Origin of the sequence: Methanoculleus sp. UBA374 (assembly GCA_002508705.1) — an archaeon.
Classification (GTDB): Archaea; Halobacteriota; Methanomicrobia; order Methanomicrobiales; family Methanoculleaceae; genus Methanoculleus; species Methanoculleus palmolei.
In genome coordinates this window covers 204804-223033 of record DAYL01000032.1, presented here as the reverse complement: position 1 = coordinate 223033, position 18230 = coordinate 204804, and the positions used below count along the sequence as shown (strand labels likewise).

Below are 18230 nucleotides of genomic sequence, written 5' to 3'. Positions count from 1 at the left end.
GCGAGAGTATTGGGATGACCTCTCTATCTCCTCGGCACATCCGCCGTCGTTCTCCTTCTCTGGCACGCCTGGCCCCGCCTCACCGGCCGGGACCGGGGCCGGATCACGACAAAGGAGTATGCCCTGATTGCCTTCGTCATCGTCCTCCTCTCCATGCCGGTCCCGTTCCGCTGGCTCAGTTTCATCGTATGGGAGATCTCTATCCTTGCGGCCCTCATCACCGCCGCTCTCTTCGTCTGGTTCTTTCGGCCGTTCTTCACCGGGGGGAGCGTCCCGGTGCGGGAGTATGCCTGGCTCGTCGTGGTCGTCTTCTGCCTGCCGCTCCTGTTCCTCTTCTGGTGTTTCATGGGGAACGACATGTGCTTTGAGTACTCTTGCGACACCCGACATGGCGACGCATCGCACGACAATGCCCGGAGGATCAGTGAGACGAAAGGGGTCGTCGCCGGATACCAGTGATGAGGTGAGGCGGAGATGCGGGCAGCAGCGTTGGTGACGGTTCTTGCTGTGGTCGGTATTATGGTTGTGGCCGGTACGGTTATTTTCTGCGGAACAGAACAGGAGTCGCAGGCAACTCCGCCCTGCAGTTCACACCTTTTTCACGTCTTTAACGCCTATGACGTGCCGCACGAGGTTAACGTAACGGTGTTTGACGCCAACGCCACTCGCATTCGTGTTCCTGTCTGTACGGAGGTATATCGGCTTGAGGCGGACGAGGATGTAACATCGTTCATCAAGAACGACGGGACGTCCATCAAGAATGACGGGGGGGAGTATCAATTTGAAATATCGATCGACGGTAAAGATCCGGAAGTATTTGCGTTTTCTATCTCACGTTGCCATTCTCTTGCAATCTCCGTCCTGGCGGAGGGCGACATTCAGGCTCTCATGATGACGAGCAACTATGCGGTGGCCGAGTGTACGGATGCCCTCCCTGCTTGACGCCCGGATGAAGAACTCCACAAGCCCGGAGGCTGCTGATGAGATGTACGCATTCCGTGTACGTAACATGTGTGCTTCTCCGGCCTCCGGGAAGAAATCGAGGAGAACAATCATGAGTGAGTTATGCAGAGCGGGGAAATCCATCCTTTGGGGAGTGCTGTTACATCCAAGGTAAAAGCATAGAGGAGATCCTGAAATCGAAAGTCAACAGACGTTTGCTCGTTATCGGGGTTCTGGCGTTCATCGGCGTCGTTCTCCTCGTCGCGACGGTTGTAGTTGCGTATACCGCCCTTGTTGCCCTGATCACGGGGATCGACGGTCCCCCTCAGGCGCTTGTCGTCCAGAAGGTTCCGGATGCTCCCCCGGAGAATGCATCCGTCATCCACCTGACCGATCAGGATCTCAAGCAGCACCCGGTGCTCGACTCCGCGATTCGGGACGCCAACAGGAACCCCGACGTGCAGGTATCCGGTGTAGCCCCGATGACGGGGATCGAAAACCTCGTCCTTATTGAGTCATTTGGTATCGATGCAAGGGAGAAGGACCGGCCATTCCTTGAGTACGACGGTGCGTATTACCTCACTCGCGTTCTGCTCCACTAAGACCGGGTCGGGAGGTGTAATCAAAATGGCAGAAGATGTTAAAACGGAATCCAGAAACCGGCTCAAAACGGCAGGAATCATCGTCGCCTGCGGCCTTGCCGGTCTCGTCGCCGTCGCGCTCGGGTTCATGCTCGCCGACGCCGTCATCCTCTACGCTCACGAGAACTCGGGCGGGCAGCCGATGCTCTACGTCATGGAGAGGGCAGAGCCGGGGGAGAGCGCGGTCGTCTCCTTGACCGAGAAGGACTTCGAAGAACATCCCGCGCTCGACGCGGTGATCCGGGGCGGGGAGCGGAACCCTTCGGCGCGGGAGTGGGGCGATCGGAGCCGGCGCGTCGTCGGGGGCGCTCCGGTCTCGTACGCGGCAGGGCGCTTCGCGACACCTACGGTACGAAGGCGCATACTACGTGGTGCTGACGACGTGGCCTCCGGGCGGGGAGATCCGGTGAGGGCGGCGTCGCGATAACCCCGTGTCCGGATCTATCCTTACCCGGAACCATACTTGCCTGGAAAGGTTACACGGGCGCTTTTGGGGTGAAAAACCTCCTGGTCCACGCCTCTCAGTCCTCTTTGCCGAGTGCCTCCATCAGGCGTTTCCTCAGGGTCCCGACGGTTCTCTCGTTCATCGCGCTGACGATCGCCGCGCACTTTACCAGGAACCGCGGAGCGGCCCGGATTAGTTCCTCACAGAGGGGGTCCGGGACCTCTCGCGAGATGTAATACTGTGCGTCGACTCTTGCTCCTCTCGCTCTCTCGACGAGTGTCACCTCTGCAGGAGTGAAATAATTGGAGAGAAGCCGTTCCATAAGCAGGATAGTGCAGGAATGGTTCTCACACCGTATCCCAAGCCGCGTGAGGACAGCGTAGAGGGAGAAGTACATCGCATAGTACGCGGTCGTTATCTTCCAGTCACGGGCAGTGATTGTCTGCATCGTCTCAAGGGCTTCTTCGGCTTTCTTCAGGTATGCAGATGCCAGGGTTTCGTTTGGAGCGGTAAGGGAGATCCCGTTCTTGATCCGGCCGCACCACACAAGTTGATCCATTATCCCACCGCCTGCTCAACGAAGTGTTCGGTGCCTTTGATCAGCACATGGTTCCGGAGCACTTCCTGGAGAAAGGGATCTGTGTGGAGGCTACGGTCAAAGATCTCCGGAGGGTAGACGGTGAGGTGAATCGGGAGGCCGTAAGTCTTTCCGATCTTCTCGACCTCGTCCCTCCGGCATTCTCCGGCGACGAAGAGGTCGAGGTCGGACTCTTCGTCCGCGGTCCCCTCTGCGTGGCTCCCGAAGACCGCGCAACTCCCGTTGATGTGGGGGGCGATCCGGTCGAGGACCCCGGCGACGAAGGGTTCCTCCTCCCCAAAACAGATTCTCCGGTAGATCTCTGCAAGAGTGCAGAAGTCCCGCGCGTGGCTGCCCCGCTGCAGGGAGAACAACCGCGTCCTGCCCCGGGTGATGGAGCGGAGGACCTGTTTCTCCTCAAGGTATTCAAGGGCTGTCTGGGCCGATCCACGGCTGATCGGAAGATTCCTGCAGACCTCCCGGATGTAGATCTCCTGGTTGTAGCCCCGGGTGAAGAGGAAGAGGACCCTGAGGTGGTCCTCCCGAATGTCCAATTTTTTAGACATATGTCCGGAATTTTGGACGGTCCACGGCATCAGGGTTTCGGTCGGCGAGCGGCCGCCGGGATCGTTCCTGCCTCTGTCATCCGGCGCTGCCCACGTTTTCAGCCTATTGCGGTCGTTTGAGGGGTGGATCTCCACCTGTAAGGCCCGATGTGCAGATGCCTGTCACGTGAACTACCCCGCTCCTTTTGGGCGTGGCTTCCTGCTTCATCGACCGTGCCCTTTCGGGTCTTACTCGATCTCCACAGGCGTTGAATGTTCTGTTCGGGCAGTTTCTGCCTTACAGCAGACTGTGTATTCCGGTTGCTTGGTTCTCGCAACGCAGACGCCTTCCAATACGAGATATGAGAAGAAAATGTATCGTCTCGAACCAAATGGGAAGGGTGGCTCCGCTTCACGGAAGATGCTCTGCATCTTCCTGTCAGGAAACTTCCTGTGGAAGTTTCCGTGTCATCCCCACTGAAGGGTGGGTCTTCTCGCTCCGCTCTCTTCACCCCCGCAAGATAAAAGGTATCTGGGAGAACCGGGGGCGGGGCCGAACTTCATCCACGTCGTGTTGAAACCGGGGAACGCGGCGGTCCCGAACATCCCGCTCGCCCCGGGGGAGATCCTGGAACGGTTTGTGCGGGCGCTTTTGGGGTGACCCTCGGGAAAACTTTCCTTTCTCCGGATCGCGCGACCTTTCAGGCACTCTCCGGACGGCTGCACCTCTCTCGATACAGGCCGATGTTTTTTCCCCGGTGACGGTTCTGTCCCATTGGTTTCGGGAACACTTCCCGGACATGTAAAGAAAATGGACAGAATTTATAAATAGACCTACGCCCAGGTCATTGTGTGGGCGCGAGGGTACGTTCGCAAACGTTCGTGGGGTCCCTCCATCCCTGCTTGACGGCTGGATGATAGAGCCCCGCAAGCCCAAAGGCTAATGAGATGTACGCATTCCAGGTACTTAAAACGTGTGCCTCTCCTGCCTCCGGGGACTGAAAATGGAGTTGGAACACATGAAAAGAAAAAAGTCGACGGAGGGAGATAAGGCATGAATGTTATCGGTATCGGCAGGGGACGGTTGATCTGCATTGCCCTGCTGCTCTTCATCCTCGCCGGTAGCGGCATGGCACATGCATCCGCTCAGCCGGATGAAGACGTGCGGATCGATTCGACGGATGACGGATTTTCGGTAGCGGATACGGAAAACGCCCGGCAAACGGCGCTTGAAACACCTGGGATAGGGGATACCGCGGCGTATCACGGGTCTAAAAGCGCATTCAGCGTATTTTATGATCCTGTTCTTCTGGGAGTTGCTCTGGGAGCCGTGATCGTGCTCTCGGCGGGGTACTATCTCATCCGAACGTATCGCAGGAGGAATGCGCCGTAATTCGGCGAGATTCGCGGTTTTTTCTTTGGATGACGAACTGAGATACTTACTGGGGTTTCGGTCTGGGATGAGGACCGGTTTACGGTAACGGTTTCATAAGAGGTGGATGGAGCATGCGGCAAAAGGTATCGATGGACGCAATCGTAACGGGACTGTTTGCCGTGATGCTCTTCCTCTTACTCTTCTACGACCCGCTCAGGAGGTTGCATCCGGCGCTCGATCCTCTCTTCATGCTCTTTGGTCGGGCTATCGGTCTCATTTTCCTGACGCTCCTTGTATTCTGCATCGTCGGCCTGATACTTCTCGTCATCCGGCGCCTGTATGGCTTTTGCCGTGGTGGATGGCGGCGATCTTCCGGCTAGAATCCAGTCGGGATACCGTCCTGGGTGCGAACGCCGGAGATTCACGACGGGATGTAGAGCGTCGTGACAGAAGATATCATATACGCCCGAACGTTCAGTTCATTGTAATCCCTCCCGGGGGAACGGGGCCGGGAATCGGTCTTTAGGCGATTGTCGGGTGCCTCCCGGCGATTCTTGTCCCGGGTCCGACGGCGGTGTCCGGGATGTGCATGACAGATGCAGGGAAAGGGGTGGGTCCACCGCAATCCCCGTGAAAAATGGTATTGGCAGGAGTTTATGAGGTACGTGCAGTATTCAGGCGGAACATTTCCGTCTTTTGCAGCATGCATCCACACGACTGAGGAATTCATCTGCGAAGGGCTGCATCCCCGACCCGGCGTATTCCGACACGCACCGATGAACGGCGGCATCCAGCACCGCCACATCGTCGTTGCCGATGTACCCGGCAAGGGCTTCGGCGGCCTCATCGCCGATCTCCCTGCAGCAGGTCGAGAAGGCAGCCGCATATCCGCTGCCTATATTGCTGACGGACAATTCAGGTCTGAGTACCGGCTCTTTTACAGTAAAGAGTGATGAATAGTCACCCCTGCCAGGGCAGCAGGGGATCCTGCCGACGGATGCAGGGGAGACCGAGGAGGGGTCGCGGATGTAGCCGATCCAGACACCGGCAGTGTGGGAGCCGTAGGTACAGGCAATGCCGATGCCGGCGAGCGTCTGGACCTTCTCCGGGCGGTTGTCCGCGGCCGCGGCCTCACGCACCCACTCCCGCAGGCTCAGGAGTTCTTCGGAGTCCCTGCCAGTGACGGAAGATTCCAGAACGGACAGGTACTTCCGGAACAGCGGTGGTAGCGACATGGTAATCTACGGGTCTCAGATCATCCGGTAGAACGGGTGATTTTCTTCCTGAATCTCCCCACCGAGTTCTTTGCATGCTTCACCGAGCACGATGTCGCAGAATGCGGCGGTGGTTGCCATCGGCTCCATGCTCTCGATCGGGCCGTACATGATGAGATCGGCCCCGAGGGTCATGGCAATGATATTGCAGCCGATATCGGGAGACGACCACGCGGCCTGCCGGATGCCGTCGATTCCCCCGAAGTAGTGGTGGAACATCTGCTCGGCGAGGGCTTCTTTGCCTTCGTATATCTGAGCCAACCCGTTCTTCCGCCAGCGCTTCAGCCAGGTCCAGGAGACGGTCATGTTGTGGTAGGCGCCGCCGCACGGAAGCCCGTGAATTGCCTTGCAGGCGAGGATATGCCGGAACGACCCGGCGGAGCCGAGCCCCAGCGGTGTTGCGGCGGTATCCAGGATCGGGCGGGTGATGCCGCAATCTTCCGCAATCTGCTTCATGCTCTTCTCCTGGCCGGCAACCCCGCCTTCGTTGAGCACCTTCTCTTTTCCTACGACCGTTCCGTCTCCCGGATTGAAGGCGAGCACGATGGCCGAGTTCACATTGCTGTTTTTGAGGGTCTCGATATTTTCGGGAGTGATCGACCCGTTGATCGAGTTGTAGATGGCGCGATCCGAGAGACCGACTTCATCGACGAATTTCGTGGCATGGGCGAGAGCGGCGGGGTCCGACGAATCCATCAGGAACGGAGTCCTGTTGTCGATGCTGTCGAACCACTGGAAGTAGTTCTCGAACGCCTCTCCGTGCTCCGAGATGATCTGGCAGAAAAAGGGGTTTCCAGTGAGATCGTAGAGCTCCTGGGTCCTGTTCCAGAGCGCTTCTGCTTTTTCCTTATCGATCTTCCCTGTGTGCTCGTCAAGGACGATCTCCTGTTTGTTGTAGAAGATGGATGCACCCAGCACCCGGGGGTGTTCTCCTGGCTGACCACCGATCTTTATACCGTTAAAATCCAGTACTGTCTGTTCTTTATCAAATCTAAACACAGTTCTCACGTCCTTTTCGTGACGTTGACAGCACAAATAAAGTAGATTTTCGTTAAAGAAAACTATTTTGTGCTATAAAAAAGTGGTGCTTCCGGCCATAAATATTTGTTGAAAGTGCGGGAGGTCGGGAGCGCGAGGAATGATACTTATTCGCGCTGATGAATCGGACGGTATCCTCTGCATATCTGCAATTATTAATTTTCTTTGAGAGGATACCGGGGATGTACTCCCGGGAGAATGAACAGGTGCGCGCCGTACAATACGCTGGAGCAACGGCACATGCCCGGGGAGATAGTCTCCGTCTTTTCGGACGTAACGGCTGCGTATTCGCTTTAATAACGCCCGTGCGACGACCCGGGGGCGGGTTATCCGGGCGGCCTGGCGGCGTCCCCGGATGTGGGTCCCATCGGAGTTTCTTTCTCCTGGAAAGAATCGGGTCCGCCGATTTTCTGGAACAGTCGCCGGAGATGCCGGGAAACGTGACAGAATTTATCATAACCCGGTGCTTCACATCATCTTATGAATGCTCAACGTAGCGTCCGGCGAAGTTCGTGGAGTCCTCTGATTTTTTTCCAGCGGCTTAACGAAAAGCCGCTGCAGTACGATCTTCAATTCTTTTTTGTGGTTGTTGTTGTCACAGCCGTCGTGTTCATGCTATTACCCCTCTTTGCGGGGTCGTATCCGCCGGATGAATTCGAGATTGGATTACACCGGCTCGGGGTTCTGGTGTCGGGAACTTTCATCGGTTTACTGCAGGGTCTGATCTGCGGGGCGGTCGCCCTCCTGGGGATCAGCCTCATTGAGCATTTTTCCTGCTTTTCGTTGATGTACATCGGGGATTTGAAAAAAACAATGAAATCGGCGATCTATGCCCTGGCTCCCTTCGTCCTGTTTTTCTGGGCGGTTGTGATTGTACAGATCCCGTTTATGGACCTGCTGCTTCTCCTCGGTTTCGGTCTGGCGACCTATTTCGGCGTACGGATATTTCATGAGATGTCAAGGGATCGGGCCGCATTCCTCTCCCTTGCAACGAGCGTGGTTTTTGCGATCCTTTTCCATAGATGGGTCTTCGATTTTGGGTCGCTACTGTGATCTCTCCTTTTTTTGGCGGGATGTTCCCCTGTGGATGGTTGTTTCTTCAATGAATATTCGGATGGTCCGGACCCGCGGCTCCTGACCGGGGCGGTCTATGCCGCGGCGCTGATGATCGGCCGACGTCTAGCGATCCGTTCCGAGGCGGGCCACCCTGCGCCCGGACGCTGGAGGCGTCTCGATCCCCGACCCCCCGCTCCCGTCCGTCACCAGCATCGCCTCGATGCGGTTCACCTTCTTCTCCATCTCCTCGACGTGCTCGACCATTGCCTGTATCTTCTGTGCTTCTTCCTCTTTTCCGTGCGTTCGCTGTCCCGGAAGCGTATCGAGATACTTCTCGCTCCATCTCTTCACTCTGTTTACGAAATAGCAGACGGTGAGATAACCATACGCAAGGATGAAGACAGGGAGCAATGCCGGCCAGATCGAACGTGCGACAACGGGGTTCGCCAGGGATACGAGGATGCTCATGACCAGCCACACCGTGATCGCGATTGCCGTCCCGGCGATCCAGTCCCCTTTCCGATTTAACTGTTCCTCCGTACCGTCTGCCGGGTCAATCGGCGTTCTGCGGCGCACCGTACTTCAGCCGGGTGATCTTTCTCTTCGGGGATACCGCCACGGAGACGGCGAAGAGGACACTGAACAGTACGGCGCTGAGCGGGGCGATGGGAAGGTTGTATGTGAATGCGAGATATGTCCCGACGAGACTGACCGCCGCCGCAAGGATGGGGGCGGCAATCATCATCTGCTTTAAGGTGCTGCAGAACTGATACGCAATCGCCGCCGGCGTGACCAGCCAGACGTAGAGGAGCAGGCCGCCCACGATCGGCATCGTGAGGGTCACCATCAGCGCGATCATGAACAGCAGCGCATACATCATCGGACGTACGCGGATTCCCGTGATCTCGGCAATTTTTATATTGAAGATCATCGCCGAGATCTCTTTGTAGAAGAGTGTCACGAAGACGATCACAAGGAGCATGATGGCGGCAAGGCCGTAGATCTCTTCGCGGTAGAGCGAGATCACGCTGCCGAAGAGGAGGGCCGATGCGTTGTACCCGATCTCCAGCTGCTGCATCCACGCATAAAAAAATATGGCGACGGCCATCATGGTGCCAAAGAGCACCCCGAGCGTGGTATCGATCGACATCCGGGACTTGTCGCTCAGCGGACCCAGCAGGCCTGCAATGGCGATGCTTCCTGCCAGCGCCGTGACCGTAATGTCGATTCCGAAGAACATTCCCACCGCGGCGCCGGCAAACGCGCCGTGAGCCATCGTGAACCCGATGGACGAGATCTTCATCTGGGTGATCAGCACCGCAAGGACGGCGCACCCGATGGAGGCGAACAGCATTGCCTCGGTCGCATGGCAGACCATGTTGTTGGGGATGAGGAATTCCAGCATCAGGCACTCTCCTCCGACGTCGAGCGGACGGTCTGCTGAACGTCGCCCGGCGGCACAACCCTGTTGAGCACGATCGTTCCCGCTCTCATCACCACGACCCGGACGTCCCGCGACGGCAGCGCGTCGAACGCATGGGAGACGATAACGACCGTTACGCCGGTATCCGCCACGCGGCAGAGCACATCGCACACATGTTCGCGCGTCGCCAGGTCGAGGTTGCTGAACGGTTCGTCGAGCAGCACGACATCCGGTTGTTTGGCCAGGTTGTGCGCAATCAGGACCTTCTGCTGCTGACCGCCGGAGAGTTTCCCGATATGGCTCTTGCGGAGGTCCGTGATGCCCATCTGAGCGAGAGAACGGTCGACCGCGTCGTAATCCTCTCTTCCCGGTCGCCGGAAACAGCCGATCCGGCCGAACCGCGCCATCAGCATGACCTCCTCGACTGAGAACGGGGTGTAGGGATCGAAGTCGAAGTTCTGAATCACGTAGCCCACCCTCTTTCGCATCGCGTTTCCTTCGCGTGCGGCGTCCAGTCCGCAAACGGTTACGGTCCCGTTCACGATCGGCAGGAGGCCCGCCATCGTCTCGAGCAGCGTTGTTTCCCGGCACCGTTCGGGCCGCCGACAATCACGAACTCGCCCGGCCCTATCTCGAGGTCGATATGATGGATCACCGGATATGCGGCCCCCTCATAGGTGGTCGTCACGTCCTGTAGGCGGATTATCGGTTCGCCCATGTCGGTTCCTCGACCGTGAAGAGTTCGCCTTCCGGCATCGAGTAGATCGCCTCGGCGAAATTCTCGAGAGCGAGCTCCCTGTCCGGCCCGTCGAACTCCGCCGCACGGTCCCGGTACGGGCCGGGCTTGAGCAGGATCGTCCGGCCGTCGGCATGCCGGAACTGGACCCAGATGCGGGGAGAGACGACGAGGTCGATATTTCTCTTCCCGAAGGTGCATCCGCTTCCGATCTGCACCCCGTCTACCAGACAGGATTCCGGCGGCGTTCCCGAGCAGTAAACCGTTGCGGACAGCGCAAACGGATCGCTCCCGAGACGGTGGAGTGCATGGCGTCCCATCCGGTAGCCGAGGACGATGAACGGTCCCAGGTGACCGTGGAACTTTGCCAGTTCTTCGACGGAGTAATCCCGCTCAAGCCCCATGAACCTGCAATGTTCGTGCCATTTCATACCGGTATATTAGAATGGTTGTTTTAATAAAGTAGCGAAAATTAATGAAAAGTAAGAAAAATGAGTGTTCCTATCACAATATTCAATCTTACGTTCTCTTCTTCTCCTCCACCAGTTCCGCGAAACGGTCCGTGGTCTCGGTCATTCCCTCCTCACCCGACTGAAGCATCCCGTCGCGGTCTTCGACCGTCGGGAAGACCGCTCTGTCCGTCATCTTTGTTCTGCCGTTCACGTCCTCCAGGGTGATCGTTTCGAGCAGCACATGGCCAGGTATGCCTTCGTACTCAAAGGTGAAGATGAGCCGCTCGGGCGGCGCGATATCGTGAAACACGCCGTGGAACCCGTACTCGTTGCCCTCGGCGTCGCGCTGGACGAAGCGCCAGATACCCCCCGGCCTTGCATCCATCTTCTCGATCGTGGTCGTCAGGTCTTTCGGCCCCCACCACCGGGGTATCAACTCCGGGTCCATGTAGGTGCCGAAGACGAGGTCCCGGGTCGCGTCGAAGACCCTGGTTATGACGATCTCCTGTTTTCCGGGTTCAGCGGTGAGGTTCGTCTTCGTCATATCGACCTCTCCCTTCTCAAGCACCCGGGCGAGTTTGTCGAGTGACTCGTTCCAGCCAGCGCGGGCCATGTCGAGCATCTCGCCCTCCGGGACGCCGTCCTCCTGCAGGGTCATCAACGTCCCGCCCTCGTGCTCTTCGAACGTCACGGTCACCGGCAGCTCTTGCGGCCAGTCTTCGCTCATCCCGTAGGCCGAGGCCGGGACAACGTTACCGTCCGCATCCGAGAACGCATCGGTGTAGGCGATCTTTGCGGGCTCTACGATCTCGCGAAAGACGCCCGTGCTCCAGAAGTCCTTGCCTTCGAGCGAGCGCATGCACCAGAGGTACCTGCCGCCCACGCGGAAGTCCGTCCTGACGACGGGTGCGGTGAAGGTTTTGGGCCCCCACCACTGGTTGAAGTACTCAGGTCTCGTCCATGCCTTCCATACGAGGTCACGCGGTGCATCGAAGGTGCGGGTGATGGTGAACTTCGCTTTTTCTCCGGTCAGAATTGCCTCTGCCATATCCTGTCTCCCTCCATTTTTCCGGGATTCGGACCCTCACGGGTAAAAACTTTTCTCGCCTACAGCAGCATCGTCGTGATCAGCGGGATGGTGACGAGCGACCCGATCGTCGAGACGAAGACGATCTGTGACGCGAGCCGTGAGTCGGCGCCGTACTGCTCCGCGAAGATGACGGTGTTTGCGGCGGCGGGCATCGCGGCCATCGCGATCATGACGCCGTTGATGAGGGGATCGGGAAAGATCGGGGAGAAGAGATAGACGTAGGCCACGGGAATTCCGAGGAGGAGAACGGCGCTCGCCGTCCAGACGCGCCAGTCTCCGATCATCTCCCGGGCCGGGAAGGTCGCAAGCATCGCCCCGACGATGATCATCGCAAGCGGCGTGGTCACCCCCCCGAGGAGGTCGATTGCGTCGATGAAGGGCCCGGGGATCTCCACCGAGCCGAGGAAGAGGAGGAACCCGGCGACGGAGGCCGCGATCCCGGGATTCGCGAGGAGTTTCGGGTCGAACCGTTCTCCTCTTCCCCCGGCGAGCATCGCTATCCCGACGGAGAAGACGAGGACGTTGAAGACGAGATTGAAGATGGCGACGTAGAAGAGGGAACTCTGGCCGAAGAGCGTCAGGGCGACCGGGAACCCCATGAACCCCACGTTCCCGAAGACGATGGCGAACTGGAGAACCCCTTCCTCCGCGGGCGGGACTCGCATGGCTTTTGAGACGGCCCAGGCGAGGGCGAACGAGAAGACGTAGAGGGCTCCGGTCGCGAGGAGCAGGGTCTCGGCGCCGACGAGGCGTTCGGGGGTGAAGGGCACCTGCATGGAGGCGATGATCAGCGCAGGGATGGTGATGTTGATGAGAAGCCCGGAGAGCCCCCGGGTGGTCCGGGGGTCCACGATCTTCGTGGCGACGGCGATGTAACCGGCGGCAATCAGGAGAACCAGGATGAATATCTGGTCCGCGACTACCAGGAAATCCGTGATCATGCCGCTCATGAAGTACTGCTCCGTCCGGTTCACCAGTATGGGTGCCGGTACCTCTTTACGGTTCTGCCGTGGGGGAGGTATTTGTATCGGCAGGACTTATGTCGTCGTATGCCGGAAAAACCGTTCTCCCTTGCCGTTTCGGCGCTCATCCGGGACGACGAGGGGAGGGTCCTCCTCCTGAAACGTGCCGCTGCCGCCTCCATCAACCCGGGAAAGTGGGACCTCCCCGGAGGGGCGCTCGATCCCGGGGAGACTTTCGACCGCGCCCTCTGGAGGGAGGTCCGCGAAGAGACCGGGATGCGGGTCACCCTCCGGCACGTCGCGGGTGCCGGGGAACTCGCCCTTCCGACGAGGAGGGTCGCCTACCTGGTCATGACATGCGATGTCGACAGAACCGAGATCAGCCTCAGTCCGGAACACGAGGACTACGCCTGGGTCGCGCCCGGGGAAGCGGCGACGATGGACCTTGTGGAGCAGTTCCGGGGTTTATTCTGAAGCGGTGAGCGGGCGGGAGACCGGGTGGACGTTCTCCGATGGAGTTTCATCTCCTCCGCGCCCGCACCGCGAGCCCCCAGAGCATGAACGTCGCACCGAGGAGCGCCTCGCCCGCGTAGAGGAAAACAGGGTCCCGGACGATGCTTCCCCCCAGGACGGCGAAACACAGTCATCGACCAGGTATCGAGCGATTTGGGGATTGCGACCCGGACATCGGAGGAGAGAACGGTGAGGTCGTCCTGGTCGAGCGTGACTGATGGACCTGCGGCGACACTATTTCCAAGCCGGCACCCACAGATATTTCCCGGCGACATGATGAACTGTAATAGTAGTTCCCTATGAAAAGAGTATCATCCGGTCCGGCTGCCGTGCCGAAACCGGGGAGATTTGAGTTGCCCGATCCCGGTTCACCGCGTGTTACGAATATCCTATTCGCATTTGCCGCCCATTCCTGATATGGAAGGCAATGTAGTACAATATTTATTCTTCTTATATTTTAATATTTCCGTATGTCATCGGGTTGATCTATGGGTTTACTCGTTAAATTCCGGGATCGCGGCTACGGGAGCGTTCGGCTTTGGAACAATGGGCCGGAGCGCCGGGTTTCTTTCCCGGACGAAACACTGGCGCCGGATGGCCGCCCCCGGGTCCGGTACGGACCCGATATCGCGGGGCATGGGTGGGCCGGTTCGGCGTACCGCCCGGGAAAACGGGTTGTCCTCTAACCGGGACCGGTCCCCTTCCTTGGTACATAGTTCTTTACGAAACCAATAGTTCCTATATACTCATTTGGAAATATCTATATCCCTCCCAATCCATACTCTAGGCTGATTACTCCCTGTAATCGGGGTGCCGGGGTTCTGCATGTTTGATCGTGAACGCATATTGTCGCTTTTACCGTTCCGAAACTCGACCGGAGGATTTCATCTGCCGCCTCTCGACCCGGAAAAACTGTTCGAGAAGTACAAGCAGATCTGCTACCGCCTCGGAAAGCACCTCGACAAAAGCCCAAACGAGGATATAGCCCGGATGATCTATCAGGCCGATCTCGAGATGACGCCCGGCCTGTTTCTCTCTCTGCTCGCCGTCACGGCTGCGCTTGCAGCCATGGTCATGTTCGCCGTCTCGCTTGTCATATTCCTCGCCCCATTCAGCCCCTTCGTCTCCGAGAGCGCCCTGCTCTACATCTTCGCCCTCACCTTCCTTGCTCCGGTTGTCGTCGCGGTCGGCTTTCCCTTCTACCTCACCAGCCAGATCTCGAATAAGAAGATCGATATCGAGAAGAACCTCCCTTACGCGCTTGCCTTCATGTCCATTCTGGCCAGCTCCGGCGCCACGCCGCTCGATATCATCAGGAGGATTGCGCGTGAAGATTACGGTCATATCTCGCGCGAGTTCGGGAAAGTCGTCTTTCGCGTCGAGATCCTCGGCGAGGATGCGGTGACGGCGATGAACGGCATGGTGAACTCCACGCCTTCCGAGATCTTCCGAAACATCTGCATGGACTTAACGAACCTCATCTACGGGGGTAGCGGCCTTGCCGGGTATCTTGCGTCCAAGTCGAAGGAGTTGATGGAGATCCGGCGGCAGACGGACAAGGAGTTCGTCGAGTCGCTCTCCGTCTTCGGCGAGGGCTACCTCGGCGGCATCGTGATGACACTCACCCTCGCCGTCCTCGGCATCGTGATCAGCAGCGCACTGGGGGTGGAACTCGGTCCGTTCACCCCGGACCAGCTCTTCTTCTTCCTGGTCTACCTCGGCACGCCGCTCATCAACGTCCTCTTTCTGCTGATGCTCGGCGTCAAATACTCCACAAATCCCTGATCTACCATGGCGTCCCAGCGAAAACACGCAAAATCCGGCAGCCTTCCCGGCGGCATTACCCTCTTCATCGAGCGTCTCCGTCTCCGCTACGACCTGAAGCGGGAGTACTTCACGATAGGGGTCCCGGTAGCGGTGGCGCTGCTCTTCATTGCCGGGATGCTGCTCTCCGGGATGACGCAGATCGGCGGAGACGACGGGGGAGGGGATCAGAAGAGCGACCGGCAGAAGGCCTACGAGGAACTTCTCCGCCAGGAGGAGGCGGAGGAGCAGGGGGTCGAACTGACGCCGGAGGAGGTGGAGGAGCCGCAGGAAGAGGAGGAGAAGATAGGCATCGACCATGTCCTCATCATCGCAACGCTCGTCGCCATCACCCCCTACGGTTTCGACATCACGCTCCAGAAGATGCGGCGGCGCAAGAAGGAGGAACTCTACACGGAGTTTCTCTTCAAGCTCTCGGAGATGATGCGGGGCGGGCTCGACCCCATCAAGTCGGTCATGGAGCTTGCAAAGACCGATCTCGGCGCGCTGGATACCGACGTCCGGGTTTGCGCGAACTCCATGAAGTTCGGGAAATCGTTCGAGGAGGCGATGAAACAGATGGCGAAGAACCTCGACAGCGAACTGATCGCCAGGTATACCGAGCTCGTCATCCAGGCGTCCTACAGCGGGGGTTCGGTGGCGGACCTGATCCTCAAGTCGTCGGAGGATATGCGGGGCATTCTCGGGATCGAGCGGGAGAAGGAGGGAAACCTGCGGCAGTACGTCGCCATCTTCTACATGGCGCAGGGAATCATCTTCTTCATCGCCTATACCCTGAACACCTCACTCCTCCCCTTCTTCAGCGATGTGGGGAGTTCGGGGTTCGGTGGCATCGGCGGCGCCGAGATCGCCGAGATCGACTTTACCCAGGGCTTCTTCCACCTGATCATGCTCAACGCCCTCCTCGGCGGCCTCATCATCGGCAAGATCTCGGAGGGGGATGTGCGCTACGGGCTGAAGCACGCGACGATCCTGGTCGGGGGGTGCTACGTGGCCTCTCTGCTGATGCTCCTCCCTGCTGGTGCGGGCGAGGAGTTGATCGAGGCGAACGTCACGATTATCTCGGGATTCGACCAGGAGGGGCTTGTCGGTCTGCCGCTGAAGGAGCCGATCGTCGTCTCGGCTACCGACCTCGAGGGCAATCCTCTGTCCCGGACGACGGTTACGTTCGGGATAGACCCGGGCGGGAGCGTCGAGCCGGAGACGGTGAAGACCAACGAGAAGGGGGAGGCCACGGTGAGGGTCACCCTCGGTGCGACGGAAGGGACCTATGCCGTCAGCGCGACCGTCGGGGCAACGACCGCCCGGACGACCGCGGTTGCGATGGGTGGGTGAAGGATCACCCGTGGCGTTCACGGGTGTCGATGAGGATACCCTCTTCCGTGACGGAGAAAGGCGCCATCCGTTCCGGCGGGAGTTCTCCTTTCATCTTCGGGACGTTGAGGTACCGCTTGATCTTCCCGCCTTCATTGACCTCCAGGAACTGGATGACCCCGTCTGCAAGTGAGCGGATGAGTTGTTCGTGACGATCGGAGAGGATGCCGGTCGTCATGGTCAGGAGGATGGTTCTTCCGTTCCTGCTGGCGTCGATGAGGGCGCAAAGAGTCGTTTTGAGTCTCGCAAGGTCGGCGTCGGGGCAGAACGATGCGAACTGGTCGATGACGCAGAAGTCCCCCGTGCAGGACGTCGTGATGGCGGCGGTGGTCCTGGCGCACTCGGCGATTTCGAAGCGGTCGAAATACTTGATCCGGTAGAGATCCATCTGGGTGCGGACGTCATCCCTGTACTGCGGGGTGATGTAGGTGACGCGTTTCCCCTGCCCGGCCGCACCCGCCGCAAGCTGCAGGGCGTAGGTGACGTTCGTGCTGCCCAGCGCTTCTTCGAGCACGACGACGGCGTTCTCCGGAAGGGTGATGAGCCCCCATTCAAACTCCATTTCCCACTAGTATGGCGGTTTCATTTGATATGGTTTCTGCATGCCCGGACAATCGCCCTGGAGTGAGGTGTTGAATACATCCGTTTCTCCGACCGGAACGGGGGCACCGGTGCCGTCTGCACCTTGATATATCATGGGGTGAGCGTCGGCAGGCGCGGCCGCGCACCAGAGATGAGGCCGTGGGTATGCAGGATCGTTGCCGTCGGTCTGCTCAACGATGACAGAGAATCGTACATTTTTTCCGTGTCCTACCCGTCCACTTCGATCATCTCTATGCCGTTTTTACTTCCATCGCACGGACGCCCCGGCATTCACATTTTCCCGGGATGCCCTGCCTTGCCCCGGGAAGAACCGTTATATAGTCACGGGTGCCACCGTACCTCCTCCGGCGCGCCAAAGAGCGCCAGATTCTTCCGTGCCGGTCCGGTCCGGCCGGACATCTTCATAGGAGGGCAGGTAACGTGGAAATATCGGGGGTTATGGCGGATTATCGCATCGTAGCCTGCATACCGGCTCTTGCAGTGCTCTTCGACTACTCCATGACGTTCATCTTCTCCGGGGGAAGGGACGAACTTCTCCGGCTGGAGTTCAGTCCGCTCGTCCGGTATGCCGTGGCCAACGATATCGTGATCGTCTACCTGCTTTTCATGATGCTCTTCTACTACGTCGTGGCGTTCGCGGCGCTCCGCCTGCTCCGCCCGACCGGTCTCTATGGGTTCGGGGTCGTGCTCCTCCTGCTCGTCGCCGCGACCCACGTCCTCGGCGGATTTTCATGGGTCGTCCGGAGCGCGGTCTACTCCCTCGCCGTTCACGGTGTCTCCATCGCCGCCGTCGTCGTGGCGCTCGCCGCCTTCGGGTATGCAGTCCTGCAGCGGCCGGAAAAACAATAGGTCTATAAGAGGGTCCGGGCCGGGGATGTAGCGTCCCTGAAAGAACTGATGCCTTTCCGAACTCCCGACATCGCAGGTCCGGCCCTCTGATACGGCACCTCCGCCCGGCTGAAATGCAAAGGAGGTGGTCCGCTGTTCCCGGAGGGGACCGCCGTCCCTTCGCTTTCGGTGGAAGACGGCCGGGAGCATCATGTCTCTGCAGTCTCAACAAAGCATTTCATTGTCCCAACGGTCATAGTGCTCTCACGGAAGTGTGTCCGATGCCGGTAGAAGTCGAATGGATGATTGATCAATGATATGATAATCCAGCTCGATCAATCCCTGAGACGTGGGGAAGGAAGATTGCAACGGATAACAGAGCGAATCCGCTCAACCCGAACAACGCAGCCACGAAATCCGGCAGGGGTAAGAAGTGAATGCCCCAAAATTACCTTCTGTCATCCTTGAAACCGTTAATTACACCTGAATATCATTCTTTTCAGGATCGTGGGTCGATTCCTCCCCCGCCTTA

General features: G+C 58.6%; 24 protein-coding genes. 11 read left to right on the top strand and 13 right to left on the bottom strand.

What is annotated here, in order from left to right; translation table 11 throughout:
• Positions 1-153: 153 nt before the first annotated feature.
• The 4 genes from BRA42_RS11605 to BRA42_RS11590 all read left to right on the top strand — a co-directional run bounded on the left by BRA42_RS11605 (position 154) and on the right by BRA42_RS11590 (position 2010).
• Positions 154-459 (top strand): hypothetical protein, encoded by a 306-nt coding sequence (locus tag BRA42_RS11605; RefSeq protein WP_342771239.1) that lies wholly within the window; start codon positions 154-156, stop codon positions 457-459.
• 15 nt (positions 460-474) lie between these two features.
• Positions 475-942 (top strand): hypothetical protein, encoded by a 468-nt coding sequence (locus tag BRA42_RS11600; RefSeq protein ID WP_342686268.1) that lies wholly within the window; start codon positions 475-477, stop codon positions 940-942.
• Between the two features lie 215 nt (positions 943-1157).
• The gene (locus BRA42_RS11595) at positions 1158-1544 is read left to right on the top strand and encodes a hypothetical protein (protein ID WP_342771238.1); all 387 of its coding nucleotides are present in this window, start codon (positions 1158-1160) and stop codon (positions 1542-1544) included.
• A 25-nt stretch (positions 1545-1569) separates the two neighbouring features.
• Positions 1570-2010 (top strand): hypothetical protein, encoded by a 441-nt coding sequence (locus BRA42_RS11590; protein WP_342771237.1) that lies wholly within the window; start codon positions 1570-1572, stop codon positions 2008-2010.
• Between the two features lie 94 nt (positions 2011-2104).
• On the opposite strand, the gene BRA42_RS11585 is transcribed toward BRA42_RS11590, so the two are convergent.
• Together BRA42_RS11585 and BRA42_RS11580 are read right to left on the bottom strand one after the other, a co-directional pair.
• Entirely contained in the window at positions 2105-2587 is a 483-nt protein-coding gene (locus BRA42_RS11585) for a HEPN domain-containing protein (protein ID WP_342771236.1), read from the bottom strand.
• Positions 2587-3171 (bottom strand): nucleotidyltransferase domain-containing protein, encoded by a 585-nt coding sequence (locus tag BRA42_RS11580; RefSeq protein ID WP_292410329.1) that lies wholly within the window; start codon positions 3169-3171, stop codon positions 2587-2589. Before BRA42_RS11580 ends, BRA42_RS11585 begins: the two co-directional genes overlap by 1 nt.
• Before the next feature lie 1033 nt (positions 3172-4204).
• Between BRA42_RS11580 and BRA42_RS11575 the strand changes: the two genes are divergently transcribed.
• Both BRA42_RS11575 and BRA42_RS11570 read left to right on the top strand, forming a co-directional pair.
• Positions 4205-4543, top strand: coding sequence for a hypothetical protein (locus BRA42_RS11575; RefSeq protein ID WP_292410331.1), 339 nt, complete (start codon positions 4205-4207; stop codon positions 4541-4543).
• Positions 4544-4656: 113 nt separating this feature from the next.
• Positions 4657-4905 (top strand): hypothetical protein, encoded by a 249-nt coding sequence (locus BRA42_RS11570; protein ID WP_292410333.1) that lies wholly within the window; start codon positions 4657-4659, stop codon positions 4903-4905.
• Positions 4906-5199: 294 nt separating this feature from the next.
• On the opposite strand, the gene BRA42_RS11565 is transcribed toward BRA42_RS11570, so the two are convergent.
• Positions 5200-5760, bottom strand: a complete 561-nt coding sequence (locus tag BRA42_RS11565; protein ID WP_292410334.1) for a hypothetical protein — start codon at positions 5758-5760, stop codon at positions 5200-5202.
• Between the two features lie 15 nt (positions 5761-5775).
• The gene (gene mtrH, locus BRA42_RS11560; RefSeq protein WP_342770636.1) at positions 5776-6798 is read right to left on the bottom strand and encodes a tetrahydromethanopterin S-methyltransferase subunit H; all 1023 of its coding nucleotides are present in this window, start codon (positions 6796-6798) and stop codon (positions 5776-5778) included.
• A 519-nt stretch (positions 6799-7317) separates the two neighbouring features.
• Between mtrH and BRA42_RS11555 the strand changes: the two genes are divergently transcribed.
• Positions 7318-7890 carry a YIP1 family protein gene (locus BRA42_RS11555; protein WP_342771235.1) on the top strand — a complete coding sequence of 191 codons (573 nt, stop codon included), beginning with the start codon at positions 7318-7320 and terminating at the stop codon, positions 7888-7890.
• Positions 7891-8016: 126 nt separating this feature from the next.
• Here the strand turns inward: BRA42_RS11555 and BRA42_RS11550 are convergent, their stop codons facing one another.
• From BRA42_RS11550 to BRA42_RS11520, 7 genes are all read right to left on the bottom strand, one after another.
• Positions 8017-8469 carry a hypothetical protein gene (locus BRA42_RS11550; RefSeq protein ID WP_342770635.1) on the bottom strand — a complete coding sequence of 151 codons (453 nt, stop codon included), beginning with the start codon at positions 8467-8469 and terminating at the stop codon, positions 8017-8019.
• Positions 8447-9298 (bottom strand): metal ABC transporter permease, encoded by an 852-nt coding sequence (locus BRA42_RS11545; protein ID WP_342770634.1) that lies wholly within the window; start codon positions 9296-9298, stop codon positions 8447-8449. The genes BRA42_RS11550 and BRA42_RS11545 overlap by 23 nt, the downstream gene beginning before the upstream one ends.
• On the bottom strand, positions 9298-9879 hold the full coding sequence (locus tag BRA42_RS11540) for a metal ABC transporter ATP-binding protein (protein WP_342770633.1): 582 nt from the start codon (positions 9877-9879) through the stop codon (positions 9298-9300). Before BRA42_RS11540 ends, BRA42_RS11545 begins: the two co-directional genes overlap by 1 nt.
• Entirely contained in the window at positions 9855-10034 is a 180-nt protein-coding gene (locus BRA42_RS11535; protein WP_342771233.1) for a hypothetical protein, read from the bottom strand. Before BRA42_RS11535 ends, BRA42_RS11540 begins: the two co-directional genes overlap by 25 nt.
• Positions 10019-10483 (bottom strand): formylmethanofuran dehydrogenase subunit E family protein, encoded by a 465-nt coding sequence (locus BRA42_RS11530; protein ID WP_342770632.1) that lies wholly within the window; start codon positions 10481-10483, stop codon positions 10019-10021. The genes BRA42_RS11535 and BRA42_RS11530 overlap by 16 nt, the downstream gene beginning before the upstream one ends.
• A gap of 88 nt (positions 10484-10571) precedes the next feature.
• Positions 10572-11552, bottom strand: coding sequence for an SRPBCC domain-containing protein (locus tag BRA42_RS11525; protein ID WP_342770631.1), 981 nt, complete (start codon positions 11550-11552; stop codon positions 10572-10574).
• A gap of 59 nt (positions 11553-11611) precedes the next feature.
• Positions 11612-12544, bottom strand: a complete 933-nt coding sequence (locus BRA42_RS11520; protein WP_342771231.1) for an AEC family transporter — start codon at positions 12542-12544, stop codon at positions 11612-11614.
• A 99-nt stretch (positions 12545-12643) separates the two neighbouring features.
• Here BRA42_RS11520 and BRA42_RS11515 point away from each other — a divergent pair, with 99 nt between their 5' ends.
• The gene (locus BRA42_RS11515) at positions 12644-13030 is read left to right on the top strand and encodes an NUDIX hydrolase (protein WP_342770629.1); all 387 of its coding nucleotides are present in this window, start codon (positions 12644-12646) and stop codon (positions 13028-13030) included.
• A gap of 533 nt (positions 13031-13563) precedes the next feature.
• Here the strand turns inward: BRA42_RS11515 and BRA42_RS11510 are convergent.
• Positions 13564-13707 carry a hypothetical protein gene (locus BRA42_RS11510; RefSeq protein ID WP_342685958.1) on the bottom strand — a complete coding sequence of 48 codons (144 nt, stop codon included), beginning with the start codon at positions 13705-13707 and terminating at the stop codon, positions 13564-13566.
• A 187-nt stretch (positions 13708-13894) separates the two neighbouring features.
• Between BRA42_RS11510 and BRA42_RS11505 the strand changes: the two genes are divergently transcribed.
• Both BRA42_RS11505 and BRA42_RS11500 read left to right on the top strand, forming a co-directional pair.
• Positions 13895-14854, top strand: coding sequence for a type II secretion system F family protein (locus BRA42_RS11505; RefSeq protein WP_292410494.1), 960 nt, complete (start codon positions 13895-13897; stop codon positions 14852-14854).
• Positions 14855-14860: 6 nt separating this feature from the next.
• Complete coding sequence (locus BRA42_RS11500; RefSeq protein ID WP_342770628.1) at positions 14861-16228, top strand: type II secretion system F family protein; 1368 nt, start codon at positions 14861-14863, stop codon at positions 16226-16228.
• Between the two features lie 4 nt (positions 16229-16232).
• On the opposite strand, the gene BRA42_RS11495 is transcribed toward BRA42_RS11500, so the two are convergent.
• Positions 16233-16829, bottom strand: coding sequence for an RAD55 family ATPase (locus BRA42_RS11495; protein WP_292410490.1), 597 nt, complete (start codon positions 16827-16829; stop codon positions 16233-16235).
• Positions 16830-17308: 479 nt separating this feature from the next.
• On the opposite strand from BRA42_RS11495, the gene BRA42_RS11490 reads away from it, so the two are divergent.
• Positions 17309-17719, top strand: a complete 411-nt coding sequence (locus BRA42_RS11490) for a hypothetical protein (protein WP_292410488.1) — start codon at positions 17309-17311, stop codon at positions 17717-17719.
• Positions 17720-18230 lie beyond the last annotated feature (511 nt).